This is a genomic window from Streptomyces sp. NPDC126510 (assembly GCF_040302345.1).
Lineage (GTDB): Bacteria > Actinomycetota > Actinomycetes > Streptomycetales > Streptomycetaceae > Streptomyces.
Window position 1 is genome coordinate 37,386 of record NZ_JBEORR010000043.1, and the last position, 26,885, is coordinate 64,270.

Annotated in this window: 23 protein-coding genes and 1 pseudogene; 10 read left to right on the plus strand and 14 right to left on the minus strand. The window is 72.6% G+C overall.

Translation table 11 applies throughout. From position 1 onward, the window contains the following. Positions 1 to 9: 9 nt before the first annotated feature. From ABTX60_RS38310 to ABTX60_RS38330, 5 genes are all read right to left on the minus strand, one after another. Positions 10 to 897, minus strand: coding sequence for an SGNH/GDSL hydrolase family protein (locus tag ABTX60_RS38310; protein ID WP_352101552.1), 888 nt, complete (start codon positions 895 to 897; stop codon positions 10 to 12). Continuing rightward, positions 894 to 2,108, minus strand: a complete 1,215-nt coding sequence (locus ABTX60_RS38315) for a glycosyltransferase (protein WP_352101553.1) — start codon at positions 2,106 to 2,108, stop codon at positions 894 to 896. Before ABTX60_RS38315 ends, ABTX60_RS38310 begins: the two co-directional genes overlap by 4 nt. Next, positions 2,105 to 3,232, minus strand: coding sequence for a glycosyltransferase family 4 protein (locus ABTX60_RS38320; RefSeq protein ID WP_352101554.1), 1,128 nt, complete (start codon positions 3,230 to 3,232; stop codon positions 2,105 to 2,107). Before ABTX60_RS38320 ends, ABTX60_RS38315 begins: the two co-directional genes overlap by 4 nt. A gap of 196 nt (positions 3,233 to 3,428) precedes the next feature. After that, complete coding sequence (locus tag ABTX60_RS38325; protein WP_352101555.1) at positions 3,429 to 4,847, minus strand: HEAT repeat domain-containing protein; 1,419 nt, start codon at positions 4,845 to 4,847, stop codon at positions 3,429 to 3,431. A gap of 300 nt (positions 4,848 to 5,147) precedes the next feature. Beyond that, the gene (locus tag ABTX60_RS38330) at positions 5,148 to 5,540 is read right to left on the minus strand and encodes an ankyrin repeat domain-containing protein (protein WP_352101556.1); all 393 of its coding nucleotides are present in this window, start codon (positions 5,538 to 5,540) and stop codon (positions 5,148 to 5,150) included. Positions 5,541 to 5,837: 297 nt separating this feature from the next. Here ABTX60_RS38330 and ABTX60_RS38335 point away from each other — a divergent pair, with 297 nt between their 5' ends. Both ABTX60_RS38335 and ABTX60_RS38340 read left to right on the plus strand, forming a co-directional pair. Beyond that, the gene (locus ABTX60_RS38335) at positions 5,838 to 6,032 is read left to right on the plus strand and encodes a hypothetical protein (protein ID WP_030843336.1); all 195 of its coding nucleotides are present in this window, start codon (positions 5,838 to 5,840) and stop codon (positions 6,030 to 6,032) included. Between the two features lie 52 nt (positions 6,033 to 6,084). Next, the gene (locus tag ABTX60_RS38340; protein WP_352101557.1) at positions 6,085 to 7,914 is read left to right on the plus strand and encodes a hypothetical protein; all 1,830 of its coding nucleotides are present in this window, start codon (positions 6,085 to 6,087) and stop codon (positions 7,912 to 7,914) included. A gap of 55 nt (positions 7,915 to 7,969) precedes the next feature. Here the strand turns inward: ABTX60_RS38340 and ABTX60_RS38345 are convergent, their stop codons facing one another. Further along, positions 7,970 to 9,469 carry an SCO1417 family PLP biosynthesis transcription factor gene (locus tag ABTX60_RS38345; RefSeq protein WP_352101558.1) on the minus strand — a complete coding sequence of 500 codons (1,500 nt, stop codon included), beginning with the start codon at positions 9,467 to 9,469 and terminating at the stop codon, positions 7,970 to 7,972. A gap of 99 nt (positions 9,470 to 9,568) precedes the next feature. Between ABTX60_RS38345 and yczE the strand changes: the two genes are divergently transcribed. The 4 genes from yczE (at position 9,569) to ABTX60_RS38365 (ending at position 13,023) form a co-directional block, all read left to right on the plus strand. Continuing rightward, complete coding sequence (yczE, locus tag ABTX60_RS38350) at positions 9,569 to 10,222, plus strand: membrane protein YczE (RefSeq protein ID WP_352101559.1); 654 nt, start codon at positions 9,569 to 9,571, stop codon at positions 10,220 to 10,222. Beyond that, entirely contained in the window at positions 10,219 to 10,986 is a 768-nt protein-coding gene (locus ABTX60_RS38355; RefSeq protein WP_352101560.1) for a glycerophosphodiester phosphodiesterase family protein, read from the plus strand. The genes yczE and ABTX60_RS38355 overlap by 4 nt, the downstream gene beginning before the upstream one ends. 49 nt (positions 10,987 to 11,035) lie before the next feature. After that, positions 11,036 to 12,382: an MFS transporter gene (locus ABTX60_RS38360; RefSeq protein ID WP_352101561.1), complete on the plus strand. Its 1,347-nt coding sequence runs from the start codon at positions 11,036 to 11,038 to the stop codon at positions 12,380 to 12,382. Between the two features lie 266 nt (positions 12,383 to 12,648). Continuing rightward, a complete protein-coding gene (locus ABTX60_RS38365) occupies positions 12,649 to 13,023 on the plus strand; it encodes an RNA polymerase-binding protein RbpA (RefSeq protein ID WP_030247095.1) in 375 nt (124 codons plus the stop codon). A 102-nt stretch (positions 13,024 to 13,125) separates the two neighbouring features. Here the strand turns inward: ABTX60_RS38365 and fxsA are convergent, their stop codons facing one another. From fxsA to ABTX60_RS38385, 4 genes are all read right to left on the minus strand, one after another. After that, complete coding sequence (gene fxsA, locus ABTX60_RS38370) at positions 13,126 to 13,701, minus strand: FxsA family membrane protein (RefSeq protein WP_352101562.1); 576 nt, start codon at positions 13,699 to 13,701, stop codon at positions 13,126 to 13,128. A gap of 88 nt (positions 13,702 to 13,789) precedes the next feature. Continuing rightward, positions 13,790 to 14,593, minus strand: a complete 804-nt coding sequence (locus tag ABTX60_RS38375; RefSeq protein WP_352101563.1) for a polyprenol monophosphomannose synthase — start codon at positions 14,591 to 14,593, stop codon at positions 13,790 to 13,792. 534 nt (positions 14,594 to 15,127) lie between these two features. Beyond that, complete coding sequence (locus tag ABTX60_RS38380) at positions 15,128 to 16,729, minus strand: amidohydrolase (protein ID WP_352101564.1); 1,602 nt, start codon at positions 16,727 to 16,729, stop codon at positions 15,128 to 15,130. A gap of 98 nt (positions 16,730 to 16,827) precedes the next feature. Beyond that, entirely contained in the window at positions 16,828 to 17,268 is a 441-nt protein-coding gene (locus ABTX60_RS38385) for an Lrp/AsnC family transcriptional regulator (RefSeq protein WP_006136660.1), read from the minus strand. 269 nt (positions 17,269 to 17,537) lie between these two features. Here ABTX60_RS38385 and ABTX60_RS38390 point away from each other — a divergent pair, with 269 nt between their 5' ends. Next, positions 17,538 to 17,966 carry a hypothetical protein gene (locus ABTX60_RS38390; protein WP_352101565.1) on the plus strand — a complete coding sequence of 143 codons (429 nt, stop codon included), beginning with the start codon at positions 17,538 to 17,540 and terminating at the stop codon, positions 17,964 to 17,966. Positions 17,967 to 18,384: 418 nt separating this feature from the next. Here the strand turns inward: ABTX60_RS38390 and ABTX60_RS38395 are convergent, their stop codons facing one another. Beyond that, positions 18,385 to 19,557 carry an acyl-CoA dehydrogenase gene (locus ABTX60_RS38395; protein WP_352101566.1) on the minus strand — a complete coding sequence of 391 codons (1,173 nt, stop codon included), beginning with the start codon at positions 19,555 to 19,557 and terminating at the stop codon, positions 18,385 to 18,387. A 330-nt stretch (positions 19,558 to 19,887) separates the two neighbouring features. Here ABTX60_RS38395 and ABTX60_RS38400 point away from each other — a divergent pair. After that, positions 19,888 to 21,150 (plus strand): annotated as a pseudogene (locus ABTX60_RS38400) (glycoside hydrolase family 18 protein). A gap of 48 nt (positions 21,151 to 21,198) precedes the next feature. On the opposite strand, the gene ABTX60_RS38405 reads toward ABTX60_RS38400, so the two are convergent. From ABTX60_RS38405 to ABTX60_RS38415, 3 genes are all read right to left on the minus strand, one after another. After that, the gene (locus ABTX60_RS38405; RefSeq protein ID WP_352101567.1) at positions 21,199 to 21,855 is read right to left on the minus strand and encodes a TetR/AcrR family transcriptional regulator; all 657 of its coding nucleotides are present in this window, start codon (positions 21,853 to 21,855) and stop codon (positions 21,199 to 21,201) included. A 75-nt stretch (positions 21,856 to 21,930) separates the two neighbouring features. Beyond that, on the minus strand, positions 21,931 to 22,071 hold the full coding sequence (locus ABTX60_RS38410) for an SCO1431 family membrane protein (RefSeq protein ID WP_351642595.1): 141 nt from the start codon (positions 22,069 to 22,071) through the stop codon (positions 21,931 to 21,933). Between the two features lie 91 nt (positions 22,072 to 22,162). Beyond that, the gene (locus tag ABTX60_RS38415; RefSeq protein WP_352101568.1) at positions 22,163 to 23,542 is read right to left on the minus strand and encodes a C39 family peptidase; all 1,380 of its coding nucleotides are present in this window, start codon (positions 23,540 to 23,542) and stop codon (positions 22,163 to 22,165) included. 310 nt (positions 23,543 to 23,852) lie between these two features. Here ABTX60_RS38415 and ABTX60_RS38420 point away from each other — a divergent pair, with 310 nt between their 5' ends. Further along, positions 23,853 to 24,482 carry a uridine kinase family protein gene (locus tag ABTX60_RS38420; protein ID WP_352101569.1) on the plus strand — a complete coding sequence of 210 codons (630 nt, stop codon included), beginning with the start codon at positions 23,853 to 23,855 and terminating at the stop codon, positions 24,480 to 24,482. Positions 24,483 to 24,940: 458 nt separating this feature from the next. After that, complete coding sequence (locus tag ABTX60_RS38425; RefSeq protein WP_352101571.1) at positions 24,941 to 26,800, plus strand: AAA family ATPase; 1,860 nt, start codon at positions 24,941 to 24,943, stop codon at positions 26,798 to 26,800. Positions 26,801 to 26,885 lie beyond the last annotated feature (85 nt).

A 26,885-nucleotide genomic window follows, 5' to 3' on the forward strand; every position in this document is an offset into this window, starting at 1 on the left:
ATCGAACGGTCACTGCCCACCGGCCGGGGCCGCCGACAGGCCCGCCAGTGCGGCGGACACCGCGGCCGAGGCCCGCAGGTCGAGCCGGGCGCTCGTGCCCCGGGCGCGGTGCCGGAGTTCGTCGGCGGCCAGGGAAAGGAGCTGGGGCAGCAGGTCGGTGCACCGACGGGCCACCCAGCCGGTGCCGGCCGTGGCCAGCCACCACAGGCTCGCCGACCTGGTCGGGGCGGGGAACTCGGGCTCGGCCGAGGGTGCGGGCCCGGTCGCGAGACCTCGCTCGGCGAGCAACGTGTGGAAGCGCAGGGCGAATTGCCGGTGTCCGCGCTCGCCAGGGTGCAGCCGGTCCGCGCTCCACAGGGCACGGTCGGTGATCCAGTCGCCCTCGCACGCGTGCAGGTGCAGCGCCCCGTACCGCTCGGACAGGGCGTGCACCACCGCGTTCACGGCCCGTTGCCGCCGGGTCAGCGGGTGGGCGAGAGCCCCGGGCAGGCCGAGCATGGTGCCCGGGTCGGGCAGGCAGGCGGTGAGCAGGACCGCGCCCTGCTCGCTGCAGGCCGCGTACACCCGGTCAAGCCGCGCGGCCACGGCCCCGATGTCGAAGGTGCAGCGCAGGGTGTCGTTGACGCCGACGACGACGGACACCAGGTCGGGCCGCAGCTCCAGCGCGGCGGGCAACTGCCGCTCCAGTACGTCCCGGGTCTGTGCCCCGCTCACCGCGAGGTTGGTGAACCCGGCCCGCTCCCCCGCGAACCCGGCCCGCTCTCCGGCGAGCCCGTCCGCGAGCAGCGCGGCCCAACCGCGCCACTCCCCGTCACCGACGGGATCCCCCACGCCCTCGGTGAGCGAGTCCCCGAGGGCGACGAAAACCGAGGGCCCCTCGCGCCGCGGGGGTCTCATGCCACGCCCCGGGGCGCGAACGGCCGGGCGGGACGCGGCGGGACGGCCGCGTCGTGCGCGGCGAGGAACGCGTCGACCGCCGCGTCCCACCCGAAGCACTCCGCACGCGCGCGTGCCGCCTCGCGCCGGTCCGCCTCCAGGCGTTCCAGCAGCAGGTCCACCGCGTCCGCGAAGGCCTCCCCGTGGTCGGCGGCGACGGCTCCGGCGGAACCGATCACCTCCGACAGCGCGGACGAGGCGCTCGCCACCACGGGCGTGCCGCAGGCCAGGGCCTCCAGCGCGGCGAGCCCGAAGGTCTCGGCGGGCCCCGGTGCCAGCACCACGTCGGCGGATGCCTGGAGGGTGCCGAGGAGCCGGCGGTCGGAGACGTGCCCGAGGAAGGTGACCGGCAGGCCGCTCTCGCGCGCCCGCTGTTCGAGCCGGGTGCGCAGCGGGCCGTCCCCGGCCACCACCAGCACCGCCGGGCGCCCGCGCCGCCGCAGCGTCCGCAGGGCGTCCAGCGCGGTGCCGGGCCGCTTCTCCACGGACAGCCGCGAGCACATCACGAGCAGCGTCTCGTCCTCGCGCGCGTGCCGGGCCCGTACCTCCGGGTCGCGCAGCGCCGGGTGCCGCTGCACCAGGTCGACGCCGAGCGGTGCCCGGACGACGTTGCGGGCCCCGATCCGCACGAACTCCCGCTCGGCGAACTCGGTGGTGCACACGACGCGCGCGTAGGTGTGCGCCGTGCGGACGTTGAGGGCGTCGGCGGCACGCCGGGCGGCCCCCTCGGGCAGGCCCCAGGTCCGCAGCACCCCGTCGGCCGACTCGTGGGAGACCATCACGGCCGGGATCCGGGCACGCCGCGCCCACCTGCCGGTCCACCGCAGGGTCGTCCGGTCGGACACCTCCAGCCGGTCCGGCGCGAGCTCCTCCAGAAGCCGGGCCACTCGCCGCCGGTCGGTGAGGACGCGGTATCCGCCGGTGCCGGGCAGCAGCGGCCCGGGGAGGGTGATCACCCTCCCCTGCTCTGTCTCGCGGTCGCTCGTCCGCTCACCGGGGACCACGAGGACGGGGTCGTGCCCCGCCGCTTTGAAGCCCTTGCCGAGTTCGCGCAGCGCGGTGCGCAGCCCGCCGGACGAGGGGGCGACGAAGTTGGCGAGCCGAACGATCCGCAGCGACCGGCGGTCGCCGCTCGCGGGACGGGAGCCGCCGCCGGGACGGGAGCCGCTCATGCCGCCACCGCCGTCCGGCGTCCGGCGAGCACCTGCGCGTAGTGCCCGATGAGCTGGTCGCCCACGGTCGCCCAGGTACGGCCCTCGACGGTGGCGCGGCCCGCCGTGCCGTAGGCGGCCCGCAGCCCGGCGTCGGCGGCCAGGGACCGCACCGCGTCGCGGACGGCGGCCGCGTCGTGCGGCGGCACCAGCAGCCCGGTGCGCCCGTGCGCGACCAGGTCGAGCGGGCCTCCCGCGGCGGGTGCCACGACGGGCAGGCCGCTGGCCATGGCCTCCTGGACCGTCTGGCAGAAGGTCTCGAAGGGGCCCGTGTGCGCGAAGACGTCGAACGAGGCGAAGATCCGGGCGAGGTCGTCACCGGTGCGCCGGCCGAGGAAGACGGCGCCGGGCAGCGCCTGTTCCAGGCCGGGCCGGCTGGGGCCCTCGCCGACGATCACGACCCGGACGCCCTTCAGGCCGCAGGCGCCGGCGAGGAGCTCGACCTGCTTCTCGGGGGCGAGCCTGCCGACGTAGCCGACGATCAGCTCGCCGTTCGGGGCGAGTGCGCGGCGCAGGGCGTCGTCGCGCCGGTCGGGCCGGAACCGCTCGGTGTCCACCCCGCGCGGCCACAACCGGACCCGCGGCACCCCGTGGGTCTCCAGGTCGTGCAGGGCCGCGCCGGACGGCGCGAGGGTGAGGTCGGCGGCGCCGTGCACGGCACGGATGCGCCGCCAGGCGGCGGCTTCCCCGGCGCCCATGTACGTCCGGGCATAGCCGGCCAGGTCGGTCTGGTAGACGGCGACGGCGGGGACGCCGAGGCGCGCGGCGGCGGCCATGCCCCGCACGCCGAGGACGAAGGGGCTGGCGAGGTGGACCACATCGGCACGGTGCTCGACGAGGGTGGCGGCCAGGCGGCGGCTCGGGAGGGCGACGCGGACCTGCGGGTAGCCGGGGAGCGGGAGCGAGGGGACGTGGACGACGGGGCACGGCGCGGAGGCGTCGGGCTTGTTCCCCGGTGCGGGGGCCGGGGCCACGACGACGGGGGCGTGACCGCGATCGACGAGGTGCCGGGCGGTCTGGAGCGCGCAGTGGGCCACGCCGTTCACGTCGGGGGGAAAGGATTCGGTCACGATGACGACACGCATACCGGTGTTGTCGCCGTGCCGGACGTGGCCGCGTCAACGTGGATCTTTCCGGGCGGGGAACGTCCCATGAGCGTTCCGAGGTGCACCCGCACAGGTCGGGCGGCGTCCATGCCCTCCTGGCCCTAGGGTCGTCCCCCGTTCACCTTCGAGGCGGGAATCCGCTCCGGCGTCCCGTCGAGGAGGGGGCGTCCAGCCGTTACACCGCGGTCTCCTCGGGACCGATCCTGCTGCGTACGGCCGTCTGCACCTCGGCCTCCTCGGCCGGGTCGGAGGCGAGCCGGCGCAGTCGCTCGACGACGCGGGTGTCTCCGGTCTCGGCGTGCCGCGCGGCGATCTCCCGGGTGGTCTCCTCGCAGTCCCACAGGCATTCGACGGCGAAGCCGGTGGCGAAGGAGGGGTCGGTGACGGCGAGGGCGCGGGCGGCCCGGCCGCGCAGATGGGAGGAGGCCGTCTCGCGGTAGACGTGGCGCAGCACGGGGGCGGCACAGGCGATGCCGAGGCGTCCGGTGCCGTCCACGAGGGTGAGCAGGGTCGGCGCGTCGGGTCCTTCGCCCCGGACGGCCTCGCGCAGCGCCGCGAGGACCAGGTCCCGGTCCTGGACCCCGCCCCGGCAGGCGAGGACCCGCCCGGCGGCGGCGCCCAGCGCGTCCGGGCGCCGGGCCCAGCCCCGCGCCCGGTCCACGGCGGCCAGGGAGCGCATCCGTTCGAAGGCGTCGACGGCCGCGTCCACGACGAGCGTCGAGCCGGTGGCCACAGCGCGCTCGATCAGATCGAGGGCCTCGGGATCGTTGCCGTCGGCGAGGTACCTGAGGGCCGTGCACCGGGCCCCGTCGGTGCCGTCCTCGGCCGCCCGGACGATCTCGGCCCGGTCCTCGGGCCCGGCCACGGCGCTGAGGCAGCGGGCGGCAGGCACATAAAGGGCGGCTCCCCGGTCGATGCCCTGCTGGGCCCATTCGAAGACGGCCTGCACGCTCCAGCCCGGGCGGGGGCCGGAAGGGCGCATCTGCCGCTGCCAGCGGTCGAAACAGCCCGTCTCGTGAGCGGCGCGCACGCGGGTGGCGACGGATGCGCGCGGGTCCTCGGCCCACAGCCGCCAGGGCCGGGGCTCGAAGGCGTCCCGCACGGTGGCGGCCAGCTCGGCATCGCCCTCCGGGTCGGCCGGGAACCGGGCGAGGACGGGAGCGGCGAGGGCGCGCAGGCCCGCGTCGTCGTCCCTGAGGGCCAGCTCGTCGAGGGCCCAGGCCCAGTTGGAGCCGTGGGCGGCGTACCTGCGCAGCAGTTCGAGCGCGTCCCGCCTGCCGTAGGAGGCGAGGTGCCCGAGGACGGCCAGGGCGAGGCCGGTGCGTGACTCGTCGCTGTCGAGGACGTCCTCGGCGCCGAAGAGATGGGCCTCGACCTCGTCCAGCTCGCCGTTCAGGTCGAGGTAGAGGCGGGCGTAGTAGAGGGAGCGGTTCTCCACCTGCCAGTCGTGGCGGGGATCGCGCAGCACACAGTGGTTCAACGCCGCCAGCGCCTCGGGGCGCGGGGCGGTGAGCGCGTGCAGCGTGCCGTCGCCGCGGCCCCGCTGGAGCAGGCCGAGCAGCGTACCGCTGGGCGCTATGACCGGATCGAACATGGGAAACAGCCTCACATCAAGCGTCGACGCAACCGGGGACGTGTACTACCTGGCCGCGTGACAACACGTCGGAGTGCCCGCCGTTTCCTGCTTGCTGTAGACCATCTTCCTCTGCCTCTCGTCGGTGGCCCTTGCGGACCGCGTCACGGCCCGCGCGGTGCGGCAAAACCTGCCCAACCATCACGTCCGTGAACCACGTCGTCATGATGACTCGGCACTTCCGTCTGCCGCGACCGAAATTTCGGCGGCCCTTTACCGCCTCCCCCGTTTTCGTTGTCGTGCCAGGTCAGACCGGTCGGCTCAGCGCTCGCCGAACAGTTCGAGCAATTCCGTCCGGCCGAACATCCGGGCGGTGTCGACCGCCGAGGGCGTGCCGGCGGACGGGTCGGCTCCACCCTCCAGGAGGGCCTTGATCACGTCCGTCTCACCCTTGAAGACCGCCCCGGCGAGCGGGGTCTGGCCTCGGTCGTTCACGCGGTCGGCCTCGGCACCGCGGCCGAGCAGGGCGCGCACCGCCTCGGAGTGGCCGTGGTAGGCGGCGAGCATCACGAGCGAGTCGCCGCGGTCATTGGTGAGGTTGGCCGGAACACCAGCGTCCACATAGGCCACGAGCGGCTCGGTCTGTCCCCGCCGGGCCAGATCGAAGATCTTGGTCGCCAGCTCCACGACCTCGGGGTCGGGGACTTCGGTCATCGGACGGACCGCCTCTCCACTACGCATCGCCTCCGGTGCGTACGCCTGCGAGGGCGCAGCCGTACGAGTGAATCGCCAGGGTACTGGCTCGCGCGGCACATGACCCGATGTGCCCGAGGTAAAGATCAGCACAGACCCGGACAAGTGCAACAGTCCGGCCTTACCGGGCCCGGGACCACTGCACCGTGCAGGGTAAATCGTACGAATTTCACCCTGTTGCACCTTTTATCGTATGGATACAAGCTGTGAGCCTGGAAGTACTCATGGTGACTGTCCCCGCGAACCAGGAGATCTCAAATGATCCTCTCCATCTCAGGCGTGGTCCTGCTCGGCATCGTCGTCTTCATCTTCTTCCGCAAGGACGGACTGAAGGCGTCGCATGCCGTGGTCGCCATGCTGTTCGGCTTCTATCTGGCGAGCACCGCCATCGCCCCGAGCATCAAGGCAGGCGGCGAGAGCCTGGCGAGCCTCCTCGGCGGAATCAAGTTCTGACGCCCCCGTTCCCCGGACGCATCCCGCCCGTACGCACTCTCTGGAGGCAGAAGTGGCCCGGCGCCCCCTCCCCCGCATCCTGAGCAACGGCAGCGCGCAGCTCGCCCGTAGCCGGGAGCTGGCCCGGACAGCCGCCGACAGCGCCACCGACGTCCTCCACCCGCTGATCACGATCACGCGGGGTCTGCGCCGGCTGGCAGCGGCCGGGCGGCGCAGATGGGCCGAGACTCCCAAGGAGCGACGGGGGGCGCTGCTGTTCCTGGTGGCCTCCGTCATCCTGGTCGTGGCGCTGGTGCCGTACGGACCCCTGCTCGCCGCCATCACCCTGATGGCGGCGGCGGCCTGGCAGGGCCGGGAGCGCTCCACGGCGGCGTCGGACGGGCCCGACGAGTCGCAGGCCGAGCGGCTGAAGTCGCTGTACGAGGCGCTCGTGCCGTACTTCTCCGCCGCCGAGGACCCCGAGCCGCTGTACTCCCACGGCGGCGCGTGGGACAAGGCTTTCCCCACCTACGCGTTCGACGGCGGCGGCCGCATCTCGCAGCTGGTGGTGCGCTACCCGGCGTACTTCACCGACGGCGAGCCCGAGGCCCGTGCCCGGATCGAGCACCTCCTCGCGGCCAAGTCGGGCCGGGGCCGCGAATACCACTTCACGTGGGACGAGGAGGGCAACCAGTTGACGGTCGGCGTGCTCCTGCCACTGCCCGTCGACATCGCCGCCCAGCGTTTCGTCACCACCTCCGGCGAGACGGTCCTGGGTTTCACCGACTCCACCCGGGTCCAGCGCACGCTCCCCGTCACCTCCGGGGAGCGGCAGCGGGACGTGCCGCCGGTCGTCTGGCGCACGGGCCTGCGCTCCACCGAGCCGCACCTGCTCGCTCTCGGCCAGCCGGGCAGCGGCACATCCACCCTGTTGCGGTCCATCGCCCTGCAGGCCCTGCTCCACGGCGACGTGGTGATCGTCGACGGCGGGGGCACCGGCGAATACGCCTGCCTGACCGGCCGGGACGGCGTCCTGGCCGTCGAGGCGGGGCTCGCCGGGGTCACGGCCGGCCTGGAGTGGGCCGCGACCGAGACCGAGCGCCGTCTCATCGCCGCCAACCGCGCCCATCAGGCGGGCGATCCGCCGCCCGACGACACCAAGCGCCCGTTGTGGATCCTCCTGGACCGCCCGACGGCGTTCACCCACCTCGCCGCCGCCGACGGCCGCAAGGACCCCCAGTCCCTTCTCCAGGTCCCCCTCCGGCACGGCCGCCCGGCGAACGTGACGGTGGTCGTGGCCGAACAGCTGGACCACGTGGACGCCCTCAGCGATCCCGTTCGCCAGCACACCCGCGCCCGTGTGGTCCTGGGTCCGGCCACGGCGGACCAGCTCGAGTCGCTCCTGGGCGCGCGACCGCACACCACTCCGATCGACGAGCTGCCGCCGGGCCGCGGATACGCCCGCCTGGGCACGGGCCCGGTCCACCGTCTCCAGGTCCCGGCCACGCCGAACCCCTACGACGACGCCACGCCCGACGCCCTCTGCGAGGCGGTCCTGAACCTCCTCCCGCCGCGCACGGCTCCGGCGGACGGCGAGACGATCCCGGAGCAGGACCCGTCGGAAGACCGGCCGGCGGCGGTACCGGCGGAGGAAGAACAGGAACCGGCTCCGACGGAAGCCCGGTCTCGGGATGCGGTGCCGGCCCTGCCGAAGGAGCCCGCGCGGGACCCGGGGCCGGCCCTCGCCCAGGAGCCCCTCCCGGACCCGGTGCCGGCTCTGCATAAGGAGCCCGCGCGAGACCCGGTGTCGGTCCTGACAAAGGAGCCCGCGCAGGACCCGGTACCGGCCCTCGCCCAGGAGCCCCTCCCGGATCCGGTGCCGGTTCTGACCAAGGAGACGTAGACGCGGACTGCGTCCCGCCGGGAGTGCACAGCCCCCAGCGACCCCGCACAGCGCCCTACGCCACGAACGTACGCGGCGGCTCCGCGCTCCCCACCGCACCGCTCTCCACCAGCCCCGCCGCCGCGGCCAGCCGCACGGCCGCCTCCTCGGCCACCGCCCCGCCCACGGTGAACGGCAGCCGCACATACCCCTCGAACGCACCGTCCACCCCGAACCGCGGCCCCGACGGCACGCGCACTCCCACGCGCTCCCCCGCCTCGGCCAGCCGAGACCCGGACAGGCCCCCGGTCCGCACCCAGAGCGTCAGCCCGCCCCGAGGCACCTCGAACTCCCACGTGGGCAGCTCCCGCCGCACCGCGGCCACCAGCTCGTCCCGGTTCGCCCGGGCCTGATCCCGCCGCACCTCCACCGCCTGCTCCCAGCCCCCGGTCCCGAACAGCCAGTTCACCGCCAGCTGCTCCAGCACCGGCGTGCCGAGATCGGCGTACGCACGGGCGGCGACCAGACTGCGGATCACGTCCGGGGCGGCCCGCACCCACCCGATCCGCATCCCGGCCCAGAAGGCCTTGCTCGCCGACCCCACCGTGATCACCGTGGACCCGGCCGGGTCGAACGCGCACACCTGCCGGGGCATCAGCACCTCCGGGTCGAGCCACAGCTCGCTCATGGTCTCGTCGGCGATCAGCACGGTCCCCGCGGACCGCGCCGCGTCCACGAGGCGCCGCCGCTGGTCGTCGTCCGCGAGCGCCCCGGTCGGGTTGTGGAAATCGGCGACGACATACGCGATCCGGGGCGCCGCGTCCCGCAGGACCTGCCGCCAGCGGTCCATGTCCCACCCGGTGAGCCCCTCTGCCATGGCGACGGGCACCAGCCGTGCCCCGGCCTCCCGCATCAGCTGGAGGATGTTGGCGTACGAGGGCGACTCGACGGCGATGCGCTCGCCCCGCCCGGCGAACAGATGACAGATGGCGTCGATCGCGCCCATCGCGCCGGTCGTCACCATGATCTGCTCGGGCATGGTCGGGATCCCGCGGGCGGTGTAGCGCTCGGCGATCATCGCCCGCAGCGCGGGCAGACCGGCGGGATAGTCGCCGTGGGTGTGCGCGTAGGGCGGCAGTTCCTCCAGGGCGCCCTGAACGGCCCGTGTGAGCCAGGGCTCGGGGGCGGGGAGCGCGGCGCAGCCGAGGTCGATCAGGGAGCCGAGGGCCTCCGGCGGCAGGGGCTCGAGACCGCGCGCGGGCAGCGGGTTCCCGGCCGGGACGGCGGTCCAGCTCCCCGCACCGCGCCGGGACTCCAGGAACCCCTCGCTGCGCAGCGCCTCGTACGCGGCGGCGACCGTCGTGCGGCTGACGGACAGGGAGAGGGCGAGTTCACGTTCGGCGGGCAGCCGGGCCGCCACCGGGACGCGCCCCTCGAGCACCAGCAGACGGATGCCGTCGGCGAGCGCGCGGTAGGCCGGCGGCCGGCGTGTTCCGGGTCCCGCCGGGCGGTCCTGCTGGGAGCTGAGGAGCCGCGCGAGCTGTGCCGCACCCACGGCCGAGGTCCATTCCGCCATCGAAATCAGTCCACCTTCCCCGGATTGGCCATGGATGGCCTCTCCATCCAAGCCACAGGGTGTCATGCAGCAGTCCACTATCACCACTGGGGGCACAACATGGCCACGCAGGGGCGCCTCGCCCGTCGGCTCGTCCAGCTCTACGCGGGGCTCGCGCTGTACGGCGCGAGTTCGGCACTGCTCGTCCGGTCGGGGCTCGGTCTTGAGCCGTGGAACGTGCTGCACCAGGGTCTCGCCGAGCGGACCGGTCTGTCGATCGGCGTCGTGCTGACCCTGGTGGGCGCCGCGGTGCTGCTCGCGTGGATCCCGCTGCGGCAGCGGCCGGGCCTGGGCACGATCTCCAATGTGCTGGTCATCGGCATGGCGATGGACGCGACGCTGGCGCTGGTACCCGACGCGCACGGGCCGGCGCCGCGCATCGCGCTGATGGTGGGGGGAATCGTCCTGAACGGCGCCGCGACCGGCCTGTACATCGCGGCCCGCTTCGGACCGGGCCCTCGCGACGGCCTCATGACGGGGCTGCACCAGCTCACGGGCGTCTCGATCCGCCTGGTCCGCACCGGCATCGAGCTCGCGGTCGTGGCGACCGGCTTCGCCCTGGGCGGCACCGTCGGCATCGGCACGCTCCTGTACGCCCTCGCGATCGGCCCGCTCGCCCAGATGTTCCTGCGGGTGTTCGCCGTCCCCCCGGCATCCGTCGGCAGCACGGCCGTTGCCACCGGTCAACCCCGAGGAGCGATACTGCGTTCGTGACCCCGCGGATACGCCATCCCTACCTCGACCATCCCGGCCCGATCGCCTTCGCCCACCGGGGCGGGGCCGCGGACGGCCTGGAGAACACCGTGCGGCAGTTCCGTCGCGCCGTCGAAGCGGGTTACCGGTACATCGAGACCGATGTCCACACCACGCTGGACGGCGAACTCGTCGCCTTCCACGACGCGACGCTGGACCGGGTGACGGACGGCGGGGGCCGGATCGCCGACCTGCCGTGGCACGAGGTGCGGCAGGCGCGGGTGGCGGGCCGGGAGCGGCTCCCCCTCTTCGAGGAGCTCCTGGAAACCTTTCCCGACGTGCGCTGGAACGTGGACGTCAAGGCGGAGGGCGCCCTGCTGCCCTTCCTCGACCTGGTCGGGCGGACGGACTCCTGGGCCCGGGTGTGTCTCGGCTCGTTCTCCGATGCGCGGGTGGTGCGCGCCCAGCGGCTGGCCGGTCCGCGCCTGGCCACGTCCTACGGCACACGGGGCGTGCTCAACCTGCGGCTGCGCTCCTGGGGGCTGCCGGCCGCGGTGCGCCGCTCGGCGGTGGCCGCGCAGGTCCCCGAGATCCAGTCCGGCATCCAGGTCGTGGACCGGCGCTTCCTGCACACCGCCCACGCGCGCGGGCTCCAGGTGCACGTGTGGACCGTCAACGACGCCGAGACGATGCACCGGCTCCTCGACCTGGGCGTGGATGGCATCATGACCGATCACATCGACACACTGCGCAAGGTCATGGAGGACCGCGGCGTCTGGGTCTGAGAGTCCGGGCACCTCCCCTCCGCGCGTTCACGGGGAAGCGAGGGCACGGGTGGGCGACGACACCGTGCGGACACCACCGGCCGACGGGGCCGCGGAGCTGAGACGCGAACAGCGCGGCTGGTACTTCTACGACTGGGCCTGCTCCGTCTACTCCACGAGCGTGCTCACCGTGTTCCTCGGCCCCTACCTGACCTCGGTCGCCGAGTCGGCGGCCGACGCCGAGGGTTACGTCCACCCCCTGGGCATCCCGGTGCGGGCCGGGTCCTTCTTCGCGTACTCGGTGTCCCTGTCGGTGATCGTGGCCGTCCTCGTGATGCCCCTGGTCGGCGCCGCCGCCGACCGCACCGGCCGCAAGAAGCCCCTGCTCGCGGCCGCCGCCTACACCGGCGCCACGGCCACGGCGGCCATGTTCTTCCTGGACGGCGACCGCTATCTGCTGGGCGGTGCCCTGCTGATCGTCGCCAACGCCGCGCAGTCGGTGGCGATGATGCTCTACAACTCCTACCTGCCGCAGATCGCCCCGCCCGAGCAGCGGGACGCGGTGTCCTCCCGCGGCTGGGCCTTCGGCTACGCGGCCGGCTCACTGGTCCTCGTCGTGAACCTGGTCCTCTACACCGGACACGACGGCTTCGGCCTCTCCGAGAGCACGGCGGTCCGCATCTGCCTGGCGTCGGCCGGCCTGTGGTGGGGTGCGTTCGCCCTCATACCGCTGCGACGGCTGCGCGATCGCGGGACCGCCGGCCGGGAGGCCGCCCTCCCGGGCTTCCGGCAGCTGGCGGCGACCGTCCGCGACATGCGCCGCCATCCTCTGACGCTGGCCTTCCTGCTCGCTTACCTCGTCTACAACGACGGCATCCAGACGGTGATCTCCCAGGCTTCGATCTACGGCTCCGAGGAACTGGGCCTCGGGCAGTCCACGCTCATCGGCGCCGTCCTGCTGGTGCAGGTGCTGGCTGTGGCGGGCGCGCTGGCGATGGGCCGACTGGCCCGGGTGTACGGGGCCAAGCGCACGATCCTGGGCTCGCTGGTCGCCTGGACGGTGACGCTGGCGGCCGGGTATTTCCTGCCGGCCGGGGCGCCGGTGTGGTTCTTCGCCCTGGCCGCCGGGATCGGCCTGGTCCTCGGCGGCAGCCAGGCGCTGTCCCGGTCCCTGTTCTCCCATCTGATCCCGCCGGGCAAAGAGGCCGAATACTTCTCGGCGTACGAGATGAGCGACCGCGGCATGAGCTGGCTCGGGCCGCTGCTCTTCGGAGTGACCTACCAGCTGACGGGGAGCTACCGGGACGCGATCATCTCGCTGGTGGCCTTCTTCGTTCTCGGGTTCGCCCTGCTCTCCCGGGTGCCGGTGCGGCGTGCGATCGCCGAAGCGGGGAATCCGGTTCCTGACAGGATTTAGCACTCGGAGCGAAAGGGCTGTAGTGTACGCGTTTGGCCTGCCAGGCGTACCGTTACTGCGCGTCAAAGATGCCGAAACGCTGGGTTATATCTGTTATCAGATGTGACAAACCGGGCGCTGGTGGGTACAACAAGGGCGGCTACGACGGCGACGCATGACCCGGAACGAGACCCGGAACGGGAATCTTTACCGCCGACCGGACGTTGACCGGATGACGACGACAGCGACACCTGTCCTGTGGGCGACAAGCCCGGGAGGCACGATTCATGAGTGAGCGAGCTCTTCGCGGCACGCGCCTCGTGGTGACCAGCTACGAGACGGACCGCGGCATCGACCTGGCCCCGCGCCAGGCCGTGGAGTACGCATGCGAGAAGGGGCACCGGTTCGAGATGCCCTTCTCGGTCGAGGCGGAGATCCCGCCGGAGTGGGAGTGCAAGGTCTGTGGGGCCCAGGCACTCCTCGTGGACGGCGATGTCCCTGAAGAGAAGAAGGGCAAGCCCGCGCGTACGCATTGGGACATGCTGATGGAGCGGCGCACCCGTGAGGAACTCGAAGAGGTCCTCGAGGAGCGCCTGGCGGTTCTGCGTTCCGGAGCGATGAACATCGCTGTTCATCCCCGTGACAGCCGTAAGTCGGCATAGTCCCCCAGGGCCTGGCCCGAACAACAGCGCATCACAAGACCGCGGGCGCCGTACGTGAAGTACGGCGCCCGCGGTCTTGCGCATGTCCGGTGCCCGGACGGCTCAGTGCGTCAGCGGCGGGTGCGGCGGCTGCGGGGCGTCGCCCGGCTTGTCCTTGATGACCTCGCCCTGGACGACCTTGCCGTCGGGCCGGCGCATACGGGCCTGCTGGAAGGCACCACCCAGGCTGCCCGCGCCGGCCTCCCGGAGCTTGCGCTCGAAGGTGCGCTCCGCCGAGCGGCTCACGATCTTCTGGACCGGCGGCAGCAGCAGGAGCAGGCCCACCGCGTCCGACACCAGACCGGGGATCATGAGGAGCAGGCCGCCCAGCATCATCAGGCCGTTGCCCTCGCTGTTGGACCGGGCCGCTTCGGGCATCACCCCGCTCTGCTGCTGTTGCACCGCCTCGGAGAGCTTGCGGAAGGCCCGCCGTCCGGCCCTCTTGATGACGACCGATCCCAGGACGAGACCCGCCAGCAGAACGAGGAAGACCACCAGCCCACTGGTAGCGCCGGCGACCAGGGTGAGCAGCCAGATCTCCAGCACGAGCCACACGGCGACGCCCAGCGGCAGGAACGTACGCAGCCGGGAGCGCTTGGGCCGGGCAGGGGACAGCGGGGTCTGAGCGCCAGTCGTCATGCCTCCAGTGTGCCTGGCCCCGGCTCAGCGCGGGATAAGGCCCCCATCAGCTGTTTCTGTGAGCGGCCGCCCGGCGAGCGGCGCGCTCTCACGCCTTCGAGGGCTTGCCGCCGCGCCCCGTGACCTTGCCGACCCGCTCCCCCACGCCCCACGCCGTGACGCGCCACAGCGCCTCGACGAGGATGTCGCGGCTCATCTTGGAGTCGCCGAGCTCGCGCTCGACGAACGTGATGGGCACCTCGATCACGTGGTAGCCGGCCTTGACCGCACGGCGGGCGAGGTCGACCTGGAAGCAGTACCCCTGGGAGGCGACCTCGTCGAGGCCGAGGCCCTCCAGGGTCTCGCGGCGGAACGCACGGTAGCCGCCGGTGATGTCGCGCAGCGGCAGGTCGAGCGCCAGCCGGGAGTAGAGGCTGCCGCCCCGGGAGATCACCTCGCGGGACTTCGGCCAGTTCACCACCCGGCCGCCCGGCACCCAGCGCGAGCCCAGCACCAGGTCGGCGCTCTTGAGGGCGGTGAGCAGACGGGGCAGTTCCTCGGGCTGGTGGGAGCCGTCGGCGTCCATCTCGATCAGGACGCCGTAGTCGCGCTCCAGGCCCCAGCGGAAGCCGGCGAGGTAGGCGGCGCCCAGGCCCTCCTTGCCCTTGCGGTGCAGCACGTGGACGTGGTCGTCCTCGACGGTCAACTCGTCGGCCAGCTTTCCCGTGCCGTCCGGGCTGTTGTCGTCGGCCACGAGTACGTGCGCCTCGGGGACGGCCTCGCGTACCCGGCCGACGATGCTCTTGATGTTCTCCGCCTCGTTGTAGGTCGGGATGATCACCAAGGCCGTGCCGAGCGGGCCGAACTTCCTCTCCCGGGCTTCTGCCGCGAGGGTTCCGTCGCCGTCGTTCACTGCTGCCCCTTCATGTTCATACGCAGAGGTCCACCATAGTGGGCCCGGCCTGCGATGACGTGACAGGACGTTCGAATCGCGGTGTCGAATCCGAAAGACGGAGGTAAGAGCGCGCCTCCGGGTGCGCGCGTGCGGCGGATGGGGGCCCGGCGCCCTTCGGGCCGACCTGGGATCCGCCGGCTGCGGATCGACCTGAAGCCGTTGTCTACTGAGCGCGCGGGCCCCACCCGGGTCACACCTCCCCGACCGGCCGGAACGTTCTCTCGGCGCTGCGCCGGCCTGAGCCTGGCTCCCAGCGACGGTGCCCCGGTGCGGCACACCGTCCCTGACCCGGCGGCGCCGCGGCGAGTGCTCGGACGTTCCCCGGTCGGGCGTCCGGTGGTGGACTCGGCCGAACCTACCGGCCTCCTGCGGCCGCCTGTCAACAGCCGTTCGACCTGCGCGTATCACGGCAAAGCCCTGGTCAGCGCCGAGGAAACGCAGGTCGCGTGCCGGGGGCTCGGCGCACGACTTCATGCGCGCCACCCCCGTAGATCACTCGCCCGGCCGTACGAAGACCGTGCGTCCGCCCACCACGGTGCGCAGACAGACGGGCAGGTCGTGGCCCGGAGTCAGGTCGGGAAGACCCGGGGTGCCGGAGCGAGGGTCCGTCGACCAGCGGGCGACGCGGTCGTCCGGAGCCTGGACGACGAGTTCACCGGTGCGCCAGACGGCGTAGTCGGCGGGGGCGCCCGGGACCAGAACGCCCGCGTCGTCCCGTCCCACGGCCCGCCAGCCGCCGCGCGTGTGCGCCGTGAACGCGGCGCGCACGGAGACGCGGTGCTCCGGCGTGCGATGGAAGGCGGCGGCCCGGACCGTGCCCCACGGGTCGAGCGGGGTCACCGGGCTGTCGGAGCCGAACGCGAGCGGGACACCGGCGCGCAGCAGGGCCGCGAAGGGGTTCAGGCCACGGGCCCGCTCAGCGCCCAGACGCTGCGCGTACATGCCCTCCTCGCCGCCCCACAGGGCGTCGAAGGCGGGCTGCACCGATGCCGTGAGGCCTAGTTCGGCGAAGGCGGCGACACTCTCCGGGGTGAGCATCTCGGCGTGCTCGACACGGTGCCGGGCGGCCCGGATCCGGCCGAGCCCGAGCTTCTCGGCGGCGGCGCGCACCCCTTCCACCACGGCGTCCACCGCCGCGTCGCCGATGGCGTGGAAACCGGCCTGCAGGCCCGCCTCGGTACAGGCCACGACGTGCGCCGCGACCGCGTCGGCGTCCAGGTAGGCGATGCCGGTGTGCGCGGCGTCGGCGTACGGCTGGTGCAGACAGGCCGTGTGCGAGCCGAGGGCGCCGTCGACGAACAGGTCTCCCGCGGCGCCGGCCGCGCCCAGCTCCCGCGCCTTGGCGACGTCCTGCTCGGCCCAGTAGCCGACGACCCGCGGCCCGGGTTCATCGCCCACGAGGCGCAGCAGGCCGGTGAAGTCGTCCTCCGAGGAGATCTCCGGCCCGGCGCACTCGTGCAGCGTGCCGATCCCGAGCGACACGGCGTGCGCGAGCGCGGCGCGCTGGGCGTCGCCGCGCTGCTGCGGCGTGACGGCGGCGAACGCGGCGGCACGTACGGCGTGATGGGCGTCGGCGGTGAGCGGTCCGTCCACCCGGGCGGCATCGGGGACCAGGTCGAGCAGGGCCGTGGTGACGACCGCGGAGTGGACGTCGATCCGGCTGAGGTAGAGGGGCCGGTGCCCGGTGGCCTCGTCGAGTTCGGCGCGCGTCGGGGGCCGGCCCCCGGGCCAGCGGGCGGCGTCCCAGCCTTGTCCGAGCAGCACCCGGTCGTCGGGACGGGCGGCGGCGAAGTCGCGTACGAGGGCCAGGGCCGCTTCGAGGGAGGGGGCGCCCGACAGGTCGAGCCCGGTCAGGGCGAGCCCCGTCGCGGTGGTGTGCACATGCGCATCGGTGAATGCGGGGGTGACCAGTGCCCCGTCGAGGTCGACCACCTCGTCGACCCCGTCGGCGAAGGCGTCGGCGGCCCCCTCGGACCCCACCCAGGCGACCTGCCCGCGCTCCACGACCATCGCGGTGGCGAACGGATCGGCAGGGCTGTGGACCTCTCCGCGACGGAGGAGAACGGTCTTGGGCGGGGCGGTGGACTCACTCATGGAGCACAGTCTCACAGGGGCGGGGGCGACGCCCGCAGCAGGGGCGCGGGGAACTGCGCGAACACCCCTCCACGACCCGACCCGCCCCCGGGCGACGGTCAGATCCGCGGCGGCCGCGCCTCGTACGGCGTGGACAACACGACGGTCGTCCGCGTCGACACCCCCGCCAGCGACCGCACCCGCGCCAGCAGCTCCTCCAGCTCGTGGGGCGTCGCCACCCGCACCTTCAGGATGTAGTTCTCGTCGCCCGCGACACTGTGGCAGGCCTCGATCTCGGGCACGCCGGCCAGCCGGTCCGCGATGTCGTCCGGCGCACTGGGATCGAACGGTTTCACCGAGATGAACGCCGTCATCGGCAGCCCGACGGCCTCCGGGTCGACGACCGCGGCATAGCCCCGGATGACGCCCCGCTGCTCCAGCCGCCGCACCCGCTGATGCACGGCCGACGTGGACAGCCCCGTGGCCTTGCCCAGGTCGGTGTAGCTCATCCGCCCGTCCTTGACGAGCAGCTGCACGATCTGTCGGTCCAGCTCCTCCATGGCGCAAGAACCTACAGGGCGGTTGATCTCCTCCGATACCTGAGCACCCCAGGTCATGCCCGGTTCGTGATGTGGCCGGAAGCCGGCTGTCAGCCATCCGGGGGACAAACGCACCGCAGTGGACACCCGTGCGGGGTATGTGACGAACGCCACAGGGCTCGAACAGGCTCCGTGATGTTCTCGTGATTACCGCCCAGGGGGGACGGGAAGTGCTTGCTGTGGTCGAGGCCGCAGTGCCTGATACGGCCCAGCCCGAGGGGGAGAATCCAATGCAGAGCCTCAAGCGCCCTGGTCGCACCGCACCCAAGCGGCAGCTCGTCGTCGAGCCCGAGCCGGAGGGCGTCGAACGCGACGCCTACGACGACGAACTCGACGCCTACGACACGTTCGAGATGTTCCGGGTCGTCTGCCCGGACTGCGCGCAGCCCATCGCCCTGCTGGCGGACGAGGAGGTTCTGCCGGAGCACGCGCTGTGCGCCTCGCCGTGGAACCCCTTCGGACTCACGGTCTGCGCCGGAACCGGCCGCAGGGCCACGGACGCCCGCCCCGCGGACGAGTCCGTGGAACCCCAAGAGCAGGACACCGCCCTGCTGTTGACGCTCCCTCAGGGCCTCGACTGGCGGACCCAGCCCTTCTCGCACGTCGGCGGCCCGGGCTCGCGCCCCATCAGGGTCCCGGTCATGCGCCGCGCGGCCTGAGCACCGGCTTTCCCGCCCGCTCGCTCCCGTTACGTGACCGCCCCGCGCCACGGCTCGGCAGACCGCCGTGGTGCGGGTTCGGCGCGTCCCGGCACGCGGCGCCGGCCGATTCGATCCGACCGTTGCGCGCGGGATCCGGACGCCTCTGAACGCACGCCCGATTCCACGCTCCGGTGACCTGTCCAGGCTCTGCCGCGTTGCCCTGGTATGACCCCCATCTCCTCAGCGACCGGGCGTCAGCGCCTCCTGTACGTCCCGCCGCCCGCAGAATCGCTTCGGCCGACTCCGCCCCGCTATCAGGACCCGCCGATCTACCGCGACTTGATGCGGACCTGGGCCGAGGGCGGCCGCACCCTGCCGGGTCGGCACGACCCGGAATGGATGCGGCTCGCGGCCCCCTGGCGGGGCCTCGACCAGTTCAGCGTCCCTCTGGACCCACGAGATGGCGGGCGATGACCATCCGCTGGATCTGATTGGTGCCCTCCACGATCTGCAGCACCTTGGCCTCGCGCATATAGCGTTCGGCCGGGAAGTCGGCGGTGTAGCCGTAGCCGCCGAGGATCTGCACGGCGTCGGTGGTGACCCGCATCGCCGTGTCGGTGCAGTGCAGCTTGGCCATGGCGGCCTGCCTGGCGAACGGCCGGCCGGCGTCCTTCAGCCGTGCCGCCGCGAGGTAGAGCGCACGGCCCGCCTCGATCTGCGTCGCCATGTCGGCGAGCATGAAGCGCAGCCCCTGGAAGTCGGCGATCGGCTTGCCGAACTGGCGCCTCTGGGCCGCGTAGGCCACCGCCTCGTCGAGCGCGGCCTGCGCCACTCCGATCGCGCATGCCGAGATGCCGAGCCGCCCCGAGTCGAGCGACGACAGGGCGATCGCGAAGCCCTGCCCCTCCTCGCCGATGCGCCGGTGGTCGGGCACCCGGACGCCGTCGAAGTGCACCTGCGCGGTGGGCGAGCCCTTCATGCCCATCTTCTTCTCGGGCACGGCGGCGCTCAGGCCCTCCGCGTCGCCCGGCACCAGGAAGGCCGTGATCCCCCGCGGCCCCTCCTCGCCGGTGCGGGCCATGACGGTGTAGAAGTCGGCGATCCCGCCGTGGGTGATCCAGGCCTTGGTGCCGGTGATCACCCAGTCGTCGCCCTCCCGCACGGCCTTGGTGCGCAGGGCGGCCGCGTCCGATCCGGAGTGCGGCTCGGAGAGGCAGTAGGCACCGAGCAGGCCGCCGCCGAGCATCGCCGGCAGGTGCTCGACCTGCTGCTCCTTGGTGCCGTAGGCGGCGAGGGCGTAGGAGGCCAGGGAGTGCACGCTGACGCCGAGGCCGACGGTGAGGCGGGCCGCGGCGAGCTCCTCCAGGACCTGGAGATAGACCTCGTAGGGCTGGTCGCCGCCCCCGTACTCGGAGTCGTAGGGCAGGCCGAGCAGTCCGGAGCGGGAGAGCAGCGTGAACAGCTCACGCGGGAAGCGGCCGGCGTCCTCCTCCTCGGCCGCCTTCGGGGTGATCTCCTGCTGCGCGATGTCGCGCACGAGCGAGATCAGGTCCCGGGCCTCCTCCGTGGGCAGTTGTCGGTCCACCGGCTGCGGGGCGCGGTCGGGCATGGCGACGCTCTCCTCCCTGTCGGGCACTGGCGGACGGGCCCATGGGTGGGGGCGGCGCCGCCGGGTCGTTCTGGTGCCTTGCCGATGCTTGCAGTCCCGGGTCGCGGAAGCTGCTGACCAGCGGCTGTGCGCTGTGAGTATGCCCGATCGGAGGCATCGAGTCACCAGTTAACGACCGCTCACTTCAGGAGAGGTCCGCGCGGGCCGGGCGGCGAGATTGGTCCGCACCATTGACCCAAGTGGTCTAGTCCTCCTACTGTTTCGCACCACCGATTCACCGCGTTCATGCCAATCGGCACGCGTTCCCCTCTCCCCACGAGGAGACACCGGATGCACACCCCCCACCGTGCCCGCTTCCGGGCCATCGTGTCCGCGGCCTGTTGCGCCGTCCTCGGCGCCGGCCTGCCGGCCGCGGGCACCTCAGCCAGCGCGGCGACCTCGGCTCAGGAGGCCGCCGCAGTCGCGAAGGCCGCTCCCGGCGCCAGGGCCGCCGGCTCCAAGGTCATCGGGTACTTCACCGAATGGGGCACCTACGACCGCAAGTACCACGTCTAGAACATCGAGACGTCCGGTTCGGGCGGCAGGCTCACCCACATCAACTACGCCTTCGGCAACGTCACCGGCGGCAAGTGCGCCATGGGCGACGGCTACGCGGCCACCGACCGGACCTACACCGCCGCCGAGTCCGTCGACGGCAAGGCCGACACCTGGGACCAGCCGCTGCGCGGCAATTTCAACCAGCTGCGCAAGCTGAAGCAGAAGCACCCGAGTCTCAAGGTCCTGTGGTCCTTCGGCGGCTGGACCTGGTCGGGCGGCTTCGGCGAGGCCGCGAAGAATCCGGCCGCCTTCGCGCAGTCCTGCTACGACCTGGTCGAGAACTCCCAGTGGGCCGACGTCTTCGACGGCATCGACATCGACTGGGAGTACCCGAACACCTGCGGCGCCACCTGCGACACCAGCGGCAAGGCGGCCTTCCGGAACCTCATGCAGGCGCTGCGTGCCAAGTTCGGCACCAAGAACCTGGTCACCGCGGCGATCACCGCCGACGCCACCCCGGGCGGCAAGATCGACGCCGCCGACTACGCGGGCGCCGCCCCGTACGTCGACTGGTACAACCCGATGACGTACGACTTCTTCGGCGCCTGGGACGCCACCGGGCCGACGGCCCCGCACTCGCCGCTGACCTCGTACTCCGGCATCCCCAAGGCGGACAACCACAGCTCGGCGACCATCGCCAAGCTCAAGGGCCTCGGCATCCCCCCCTCGAAGCTGCTGCTCGGCATCGGCTTCTACGGCCGCGGCTGGACCGGCGTCACCCGGTCGGCCCCCGGCGGCACCGCGACCGGCCCGGCGGCGGGCACGTACGAGCAGGGCATCGAGGACTACAAGGTGCTCAGGGCCACGTGCCCGGCGACGGGGACCGTGGCCGGCACGGCGTACGCCAAGTGCGGCAGCAACTGGTGGAGTTACGACACCCCGGCGACCATCGGCACCAAGATGAACTACAAGAACCAGCAGGGCCTGGGCGGCACGTTCTTCTGGGAGCTGAGCGGCGACACGGCGAACGGGGAGCTGATCAAAGCGATCAAGTAGGGCACGGGCCCAGGGGCGGGGGGTCCGCGGCGGCCCTCCACCCCCCGTTCACAGGCCCCGGCGCGCGGGCTGCGGGGCCGGGTGGGCGGGGTCGAGCTCCTCGATCGCGCGCAGGGCACCGCCGAGGGTCTTCACCAGCAGCTCGCACATGGTGTCGCGGGGCAGTTCGGGGCGGTCGATCCATTCGAGCGTGGCGCCCTCGACGCTGCACACCCAGGACAGCAGGCCCATCCGCGCCAGCGGGGTGATGTCGGCGCGGCCGTACGCACCCTCGGCGATGGTGGTCACGACGGCCTCGCGCACTCCGTCGCGGATGGCGTGCACCTCGGTGTCGAAGCCGACACCGCCGCTCACGATCGTGCGGTACGCGGCCTGGTTGTGCTCGGCGTAGCGCAGATAGCTGTCGATGGTGCGCTGGACCCGGTCGACCGGGGGCAGTTCCGGACCGCTCGCCGCGAGAGTGAGCAGTTCGGTGACGGAGTCCTGGACGATGGCCAGGTAGTAGCCGCGCTTGGACTGGAAGTAGTAGTAGATCAGCCCCTTGGCGACGTGCGCCTGCCGGGCGATGTCGTCCATCGACAGGGCGTCGTACGACGTGTCGGCGAACAGCCTCCGCCCGATGGCGATCAGTTCGGCACGGCGCGCCATCGAGCGCTCGGTGCCACGGGCCCTGGGGCGCGCGGCAGGCTGGGGGCTGATATTCAATTTCGACCCTGGTCTCAACGGGCGGGGTGGGACCTCCGCAGTATGGCAGGCCTCACCGTCGGGTCGTGGGTCAGGTCACAGCAGCCCGAGCCGGGTCACGAGCATCGCGACGACCACGACGAGCACCCAGCCCATGAGGTGCTCGACGATCTTCGGGCCGTCGTCCCGGGGGCCGCCGGTGCGGGCGCGGTGGGCGGTGGCTGACTGTGCGGTCATGGTCTCTCGCTGGGTCGGTGATGCGGACGGACTCCCCCCGGAGTTCCGTCCACCTTGCCACCCGAGGCGGCTTTTGTGACCGTAAGGTCGGTCACACGCGGACGCCCACGGCCGCCAGTGCGGTGCGCTGGGCCGCGTTCGGGCGGGCCGGGAAGTACAGGTAGCAGACGCCTCCGGTGCCCGAGACGACCTTGCCGGAGGCGTTGTACCGCTTGGTGCGGAGCCAGATGTTCTCCCACTCGCGCCGCCGGTAGACGCGCCGCACGGCCTCGTTGGTCACCGAGAAGGGATCGTTGGCGATCACGTCACCGTCGGCTGTGAAGCCGACGACGGTCATCAGGTGGCCCGCGGTGCCGTACCCGGCGCCGGTCAGCTCCTCCTTCAGGAACGACTGGGACGTTATGGCGGGGATCCCCGCGGCGATCAGCGTCTCCAGTTCGGTGAGCGAGCCGAGCCGGGTCACCACGCCCTGGAGGTCCTTGAACGTGGCCGCGTAGGCGGCGTTGAAGGGCCAGTTGCCGCAGCCGGCGTACTGGTAGTCGTAGGTGAAGCGGGCCGCGTGGCACACCTGCGGGTCGTCGTACGCGGGGTCGACCCAGGCCAGTTGCCCGGCGGTGAGCCGGCCGCCCCAGTACTCGATGATCATCTGGGAGGAGGTCGGGCTGCACCAGGCCTCGCCGCCGTTGTCGTACTCGGGGTACCGGCCCTTGTGGATCTCCTGCGAGTAGCGCGGGACGGCCAGTTCCTTGGCGAGGCCTGGTGCGGACGCCGGGACGGTGAACCGGTCGGGCACGTCCGAGCCCATGGCGCCGAACCGCCACACGGTGGGGGTGGCCTTGGTGCCGGGCTTGCGGTGGAGGGTCAGGCGCAGCCGGTAGGAAGCCAGGCGCAGGCCGGTCGACGGGTCGTCGATCGCCAGCGTGTCGGTCCAGACGGTGCTCTTGGTGTCGCTCTGGTCGTCGACCGAGGTGCGGCGGATGTCCCGATCGCCGGCGGCCCAGCGGCCCATCACGTACCAGGGCGTGCTGGAGCCGTCGGTGTAGGTGGCCTTGATCTCGGCCTGGATCCAGGTGCCGGCTGGGGTGTGCGCGTTCCAGGAGACGATCGCCTCGGTCGCGGGGACGGCGAGCCGGTGGACGGGGGACGTCCAGGTGGCGTACTCCCAGGCGGCGGTGGTGCCGGTGTGCGGGTCCTTGTAGTCGACCGTCCCGGCGGGCTTCGCGATGGCCACGCCCGGGCGGGCGCCCGCGACGGCGCGGGTGCCCTTCGCCGTGCCGCCGGACCAGTCGCCGTACGAGACCCAGAACCTGTTGTCGACGGTACGGGCCGGGACCGCCCGGGCAGGGTCTGCGGTCTCGGTCGTCATGAGGGCCTCGGGGTCGGCGGCCGCCGGGCCCGTGCTCGTGGTGACGGCGGCGGCGACCGCGGCGGCCAGGACGGTTCGGCGGGACGGCTGTTCGGCTCTGCGCATGGCGGGGCCCCCGGATGTCGGAGTCGGACAGGTGCGGAGCAGGTCCGTGCACGGCTGGTCGTATCCGTGCGTGCGCCACATATGAGCACAGGCGGCCATGTCCTGCCAGCACTTCGACGCGCGCCGCGCCCACCAATATTGGCGTCGACCAGTGGCGCCCGCGACGGACCCCGCCGACAGCGACCTCCGCGTCGGACACCCTTCGGCCGGTGGCGTCCGCCACGAACACCGTTCGGTCTGCGGCGGCCGCGGCCGGCCCCGTCGACCGGTGGCGTCCGCGGCCGGCCCCGTCGCTAGAGTGCTGAGCGAGATGAACTCGTCCTTCCGCCCCGCACCGGGCCCCGCCGTCCATGATCTGGCCGACCGGATCCGCGGCCTCTCCCCCGCCTGCGGCCCGGTCCGGCTCGTGGGGATCGACGGGCACGCAGGGTCCGGAAAGAGCACGTTCGCCGGACAGTTGGCCGCCGCGCTGGACGGTGCGCCGGTGCTGCGCCTCGACGACGTCGCCAGCCACGACGCGCTGTTCGACTGGACCGGCCGCCTGCTGGACCGGGTGATCGCACCGCTCGCCCTCGGCACTACCGCGCACTACGCCACCTACGACTGGCGAGCCCGCCGCTTCGGCTCCCCGCGCCCGCTCCCACCCGCGCCGGTGATCCTCGTCGAGGGCGTCGGAGCGGGACGCCGTGCGCTGCGCCCGCATCTCGCCCTGCTGCTGTGGATGGAGGTGCCGCGCGAGGAGGCCTGGGCGCGGGGCCGGTCCCGGGACGGGGAGGAGCAGCGGGAGTTCTGGGAGGGATGGGTCCCCGCGGAGCGCCGGCATTTCGCCGACGACCCTTCCCGGCCGTTCGCCGATCTTCTGGTACGGCAGCGGGAGAAGGGATACGAGATGCTCGCGGGACCTGCCGGGACCGTTGGACCGGACCAGCTCCTCACGTAGGGTGACGGCCCGCCCGCAGTGTGCTGAACTTGTGAAAGGCCTTGCGGGGCAACTTGCCGGAGTGCTTCAACTCGGCTTGACCGCCGGGCCGTACAGGTCTTACGTTCTCAAGGTGCGGCATCGGAGCCGCCCACAGACGCGAAGCCCCCGGTTGTTCCCCCGTGATCGGGGGCTTCGTTCTGTCTTCTTCCGGATTTCCGTCCGCCGCGTGACGCCGAGCGCTCACCCTGGGTCACCGCGCACGCGTCCGCCGCATCCGCTCCCACCTCGCCGAACAGCCCGTGCGGCACCCTACGGGCGCGCCGCCCCCGCGGGTACGATGCCCTCGTCGCGACCTACGGACGGTTGCTTCGCGCAGGCGCAACTCCGGTCCGTGGCACAGCGGTTCGAGAGCAGGGCAGCCGGCTGGGGGACGGCTCGTTGGCATACCGACGGGGGCACGGTTCGTGGGGGACGTGATGGACTTCGGCACGCAGGGCCCACAGGCCCCGGCCGACCTCGCCTGGCTGCGAGGCGTGGACGCCTACACCATGGGCGCGTATCCGCAGGCGGAGGAGGAGTTCCGGGCCGCCGTGCGGATGGACTCCGGGATGGCCGACGCCTGGCTCGGGCTGCACGCGCTGCGCGTCGACACGACGACCGCGCTGCTGCGGATGTTCCGGCACCGGGACCGTTTCGGCGAGCAGCGCTCCCGCTACCGCCGCACGCTCAACTCCTGGTACTGGCTGGGCTGGTGGGTGCAGCCCGTCCTGGAGAGCCCCCGCGACCTGCTGCTCGCGCACGCCTCCCACTGGCTGGACGGCCGCCACGTCCCCGAGCTGGACCGGGCCCTGGCCGGACTGCCGCCCGTGGACACCGACCGCCAGGTCCGCTTCCTGCACTCCTGCCGCGCCTATCTGGTCAAGGACTGGGAGCAGCTGGTCCGCCACACCGACCCCCTGCTCGACGACGCGATGCTCGGCATCGAGGCGGGCCTGTTCGGCGGTATGGCCCGGGTGCGCCTGGAGATGTACGGCCAGGCCGAACCCCTGCTGTCCGCCGCGCTGATGCGCTGCCGCAGCGAGCAGCCCCAGCGCAAGGAGCTGCGCTACTGGCTGGCCCGGGCGCACGAGGGCACCGGCCGCAGCGCCGCCGCACTCCCCCTGTACCGGGCCGTGCACCGCGTCGACCCGGCCTTCATGGACACCTCCGCCCGGCTCGCCGCCATCGCCGAGGGCGACGGGTACGACGAGGCCACGGACCTGGCGGCGATCACGCTCACCGGGGTGGGCCAGGACGCCGTGGACGGTCCGGACGGGCTCGATCCGCTCTTCGGCCTCGACGGGCGTGATCTGCGACTGCCCGACCCCGAGCCGCCGATCGCCCCCCTGCCGCCGGTGACCGGCCCGCCGGTCCGCGAGCGGATGGGTCCCGCTCCCTCCCTGCCCGCCGGACCCACCGACCCGGCGTTACTGGAGGACGCGCTCGCCGAGCTCGAACGCATGGTGGGCCTGGAACCGGTGAAGCGCCAGGTCAAAGCGCTGTCGGCGCAGTTGAACATGGCCCGGCTGCGCGCTGGTCAGGGCCTCCCGGTCCAGCCGCCGAAACGCCACTTCGTCTTCTCCGGCCCTTCCGGCACCGGCAAGACCACCGTCGCCCGCATCCTCGGCCGCGTCTTCTACGCCCTCGGGCTGCTCGGCGGCGACCACCTCGTGGAGGCGCAGCGGGCCGACCTGGTGGGCGAGTACCTCGGGCAGACGGCCGTGAAGGCGAACGAACTGATCGACTCGGCCCTCGGGGGCGTCCTCTTCGTCGACGAGGCGTACGCGCTGTCCAACTCCGGCTATGGCAAGGGGGACGCGTACGGCGACGAGGCCCTGCAGGTGCTGCTGAAGCGCGCGGAGGACAACCGGGACCACCTCGTGGTGATCCTGGCCGGCTACCCGGAGGGCATGGACCGGCTGCTAGCCGCGAACCCCGGTCTGTCGTCCCGTTTCACCACCCGCGTCGACTTCCCCTCGTACCGGCCGCTCGAACTCACCGAGATCGGCAAGGTGCTCGCGGCCGAGAACGGTGACCTGTGGGACGACGAGGCCCTGGACGAGCTGCGGTCCATCGCAGGGCACGTGGTGGACCAGGGGTGGATCGACGAGCTGGGCAACGGGCGGTTCCTGCGGACGCTGTACGAGAAGAGCTGTGCGTACCGGGATCTGCGGCTGTCCGTGTATCCCGGGGCGTTGAGCAGAGACGACCTGGCGACGTTGCGGTTGCCGGATCTGATGCAGGCGTACGGGGAGGTCTTGTCGGGGCGGGGGCCGCAGGATCCGTCGGCCATGTGAGTTCATCGCCGCGGGCCGGTGGGGCCTGGTCGCGGCCCGCTGCATGGCCGCCGGCAGGTCCACGGTCGAGCTCGCCGCCGAGCCC

What these genes read in the sequence shown, in the direction of transcription:
- ABTX60_RS38310 (WP_352101552.1), bottom strand. Translation starts at nt 897, where the DNA reads ATGAGACCCCCGCGGCGCGAGGGGCCCTCGGTTTTCGTCGCCCTCGGG.
- ABTX60_RS38315 (WP_352101553.1), bottom strand. Translation starts at nt 2,108, where the DNA reads ATGAGCGGCTCCCGTCCCGGCGGCGGCTCCCGTCCCGCGAGCGGCGAC.
- ABTX60_RS38320 (WP_352101554.1), bottom strand. Translation starts at nt 3,232, where the DNA reads ATGCGTGTCGTCATCGTGACCGAATCCTTTCCCCCCGACGTGAACGGC.
- ABTX60_RS38325 (WP_352101555.1), bottom strand. Translation starts at nt 4,847, where the DNA reads ATGTTCGATCCGGTCATAGCGCCCAGCGGTACGCTGCTCGGCCTGCTC.
- ABTX60_RS38330 (WP_352101556.1), bottom strand. Translation starts at nt 5,540, where the DNA reads ATGACCGAAGTCCCCGACCCCGAGGTCGTGGAGCTGGCGACCAAGATC.
- ABTX60_RS38335 (WP_030843336.1), top strand. Translation starts at nt 5,838, where the DNA reads ATGATCCTCTCCATCTCAGGCGTGGTCCTGCTCGGCATCGTCGTCTTC.
- ABTX60_RS38345 (WP_352101558.1), bottom strand. Translation starts at nt 9,469, where the DNA reads ATGGCGGAATGGACCTCGGCCGTGGGTGCGGCACAGCTCGCGCGGCTC.
- yczE (WP_352101559.1), top strand. Translation starts at nt 9,569, where the DNA reads ATGGCCACGCAGGGGCGCCTCGCCCGTCGGCTCGTCCAGCTCTACGCG.
- ABTX60_RS38365 (WP_030247095.1), top strand. Translation starts at nt 12,649, where the DNA reads ATGAGTGAGCGAGCTCTTCGCGGCACGCGCCTCGTGGTGACCAGCTAC.
- fxsA (WP_352101562.1), bottom strand. Translation starts at nt 13,701, where the DNA reads ATGACGACTGGCGCTCAGACCCCGCTGTCCCCTGCCCGGCCCAAGCGC.
- ABTX60_RS38380 (WP_352101564.1), bottom strand. Translation starts at nt 16,729, where the DNA reads ATGAGTGAGTCCACCGCCCCGCCCAAGACCGTTCTCCTCCGTCGCGGA.
- ABTX60_RS38385 (WP_006136660.1), bottom strand. Translation starts at nt 17,268, where the DNA reads ATGGAGGAGCTGGACCGACAGATCGTGCAGCTGCTCGTCAAGGACGGG.
- ABTX60_RS38390 (WP_352101565.1), top strand. Translation starts at nt 17,538, where the DNA reads ATGCAGAGCCTCAAGCGCCCTGGTCGCACCGCACCCAAGCGGCAGCTC.
- ABTX60_RS38395 (WP_352101566.1), bottom strand. Translation starts at nt 19,557, where the DNA reads ATGCCCGACCGCGCCCCGCAGCCGGTGGACCGACAACTGCCCACGGAG.
- ABTX60_RS38410 (WP_351642595.1), bottom strand. Translation starts at nt 22,071, where the DNA reads ATGACCGCACAGTCAGCCACCGCCCACCGCGCCCGCACCGGCGGCCCC.
- ABTX60_RS38415 (WP_352101568.1), bottom strand. Translation starts at nt 23,542, where the DNA reads ATGCGCAGAGCCGAACAGCCGTCCCGCCGAACCGTCCTGGCCGCCGCG.
- ABTX60_RS38420 (WP_352101569.1), top strand. Translation starts at nt 23,853, where the DNA reads ATGAACTCGTCCTTCCGCCCCGCACCGGGCCCCGCCGTCCATGATCTG.
- ABTX60_RS38425 (WP_352101571.1), top strand. Translation starts at nt 24,941, where the DNA reads ATGGACTTCGGCACGCAGGGCCCACAGGCCCCGGCCGACCTCGCCTGG.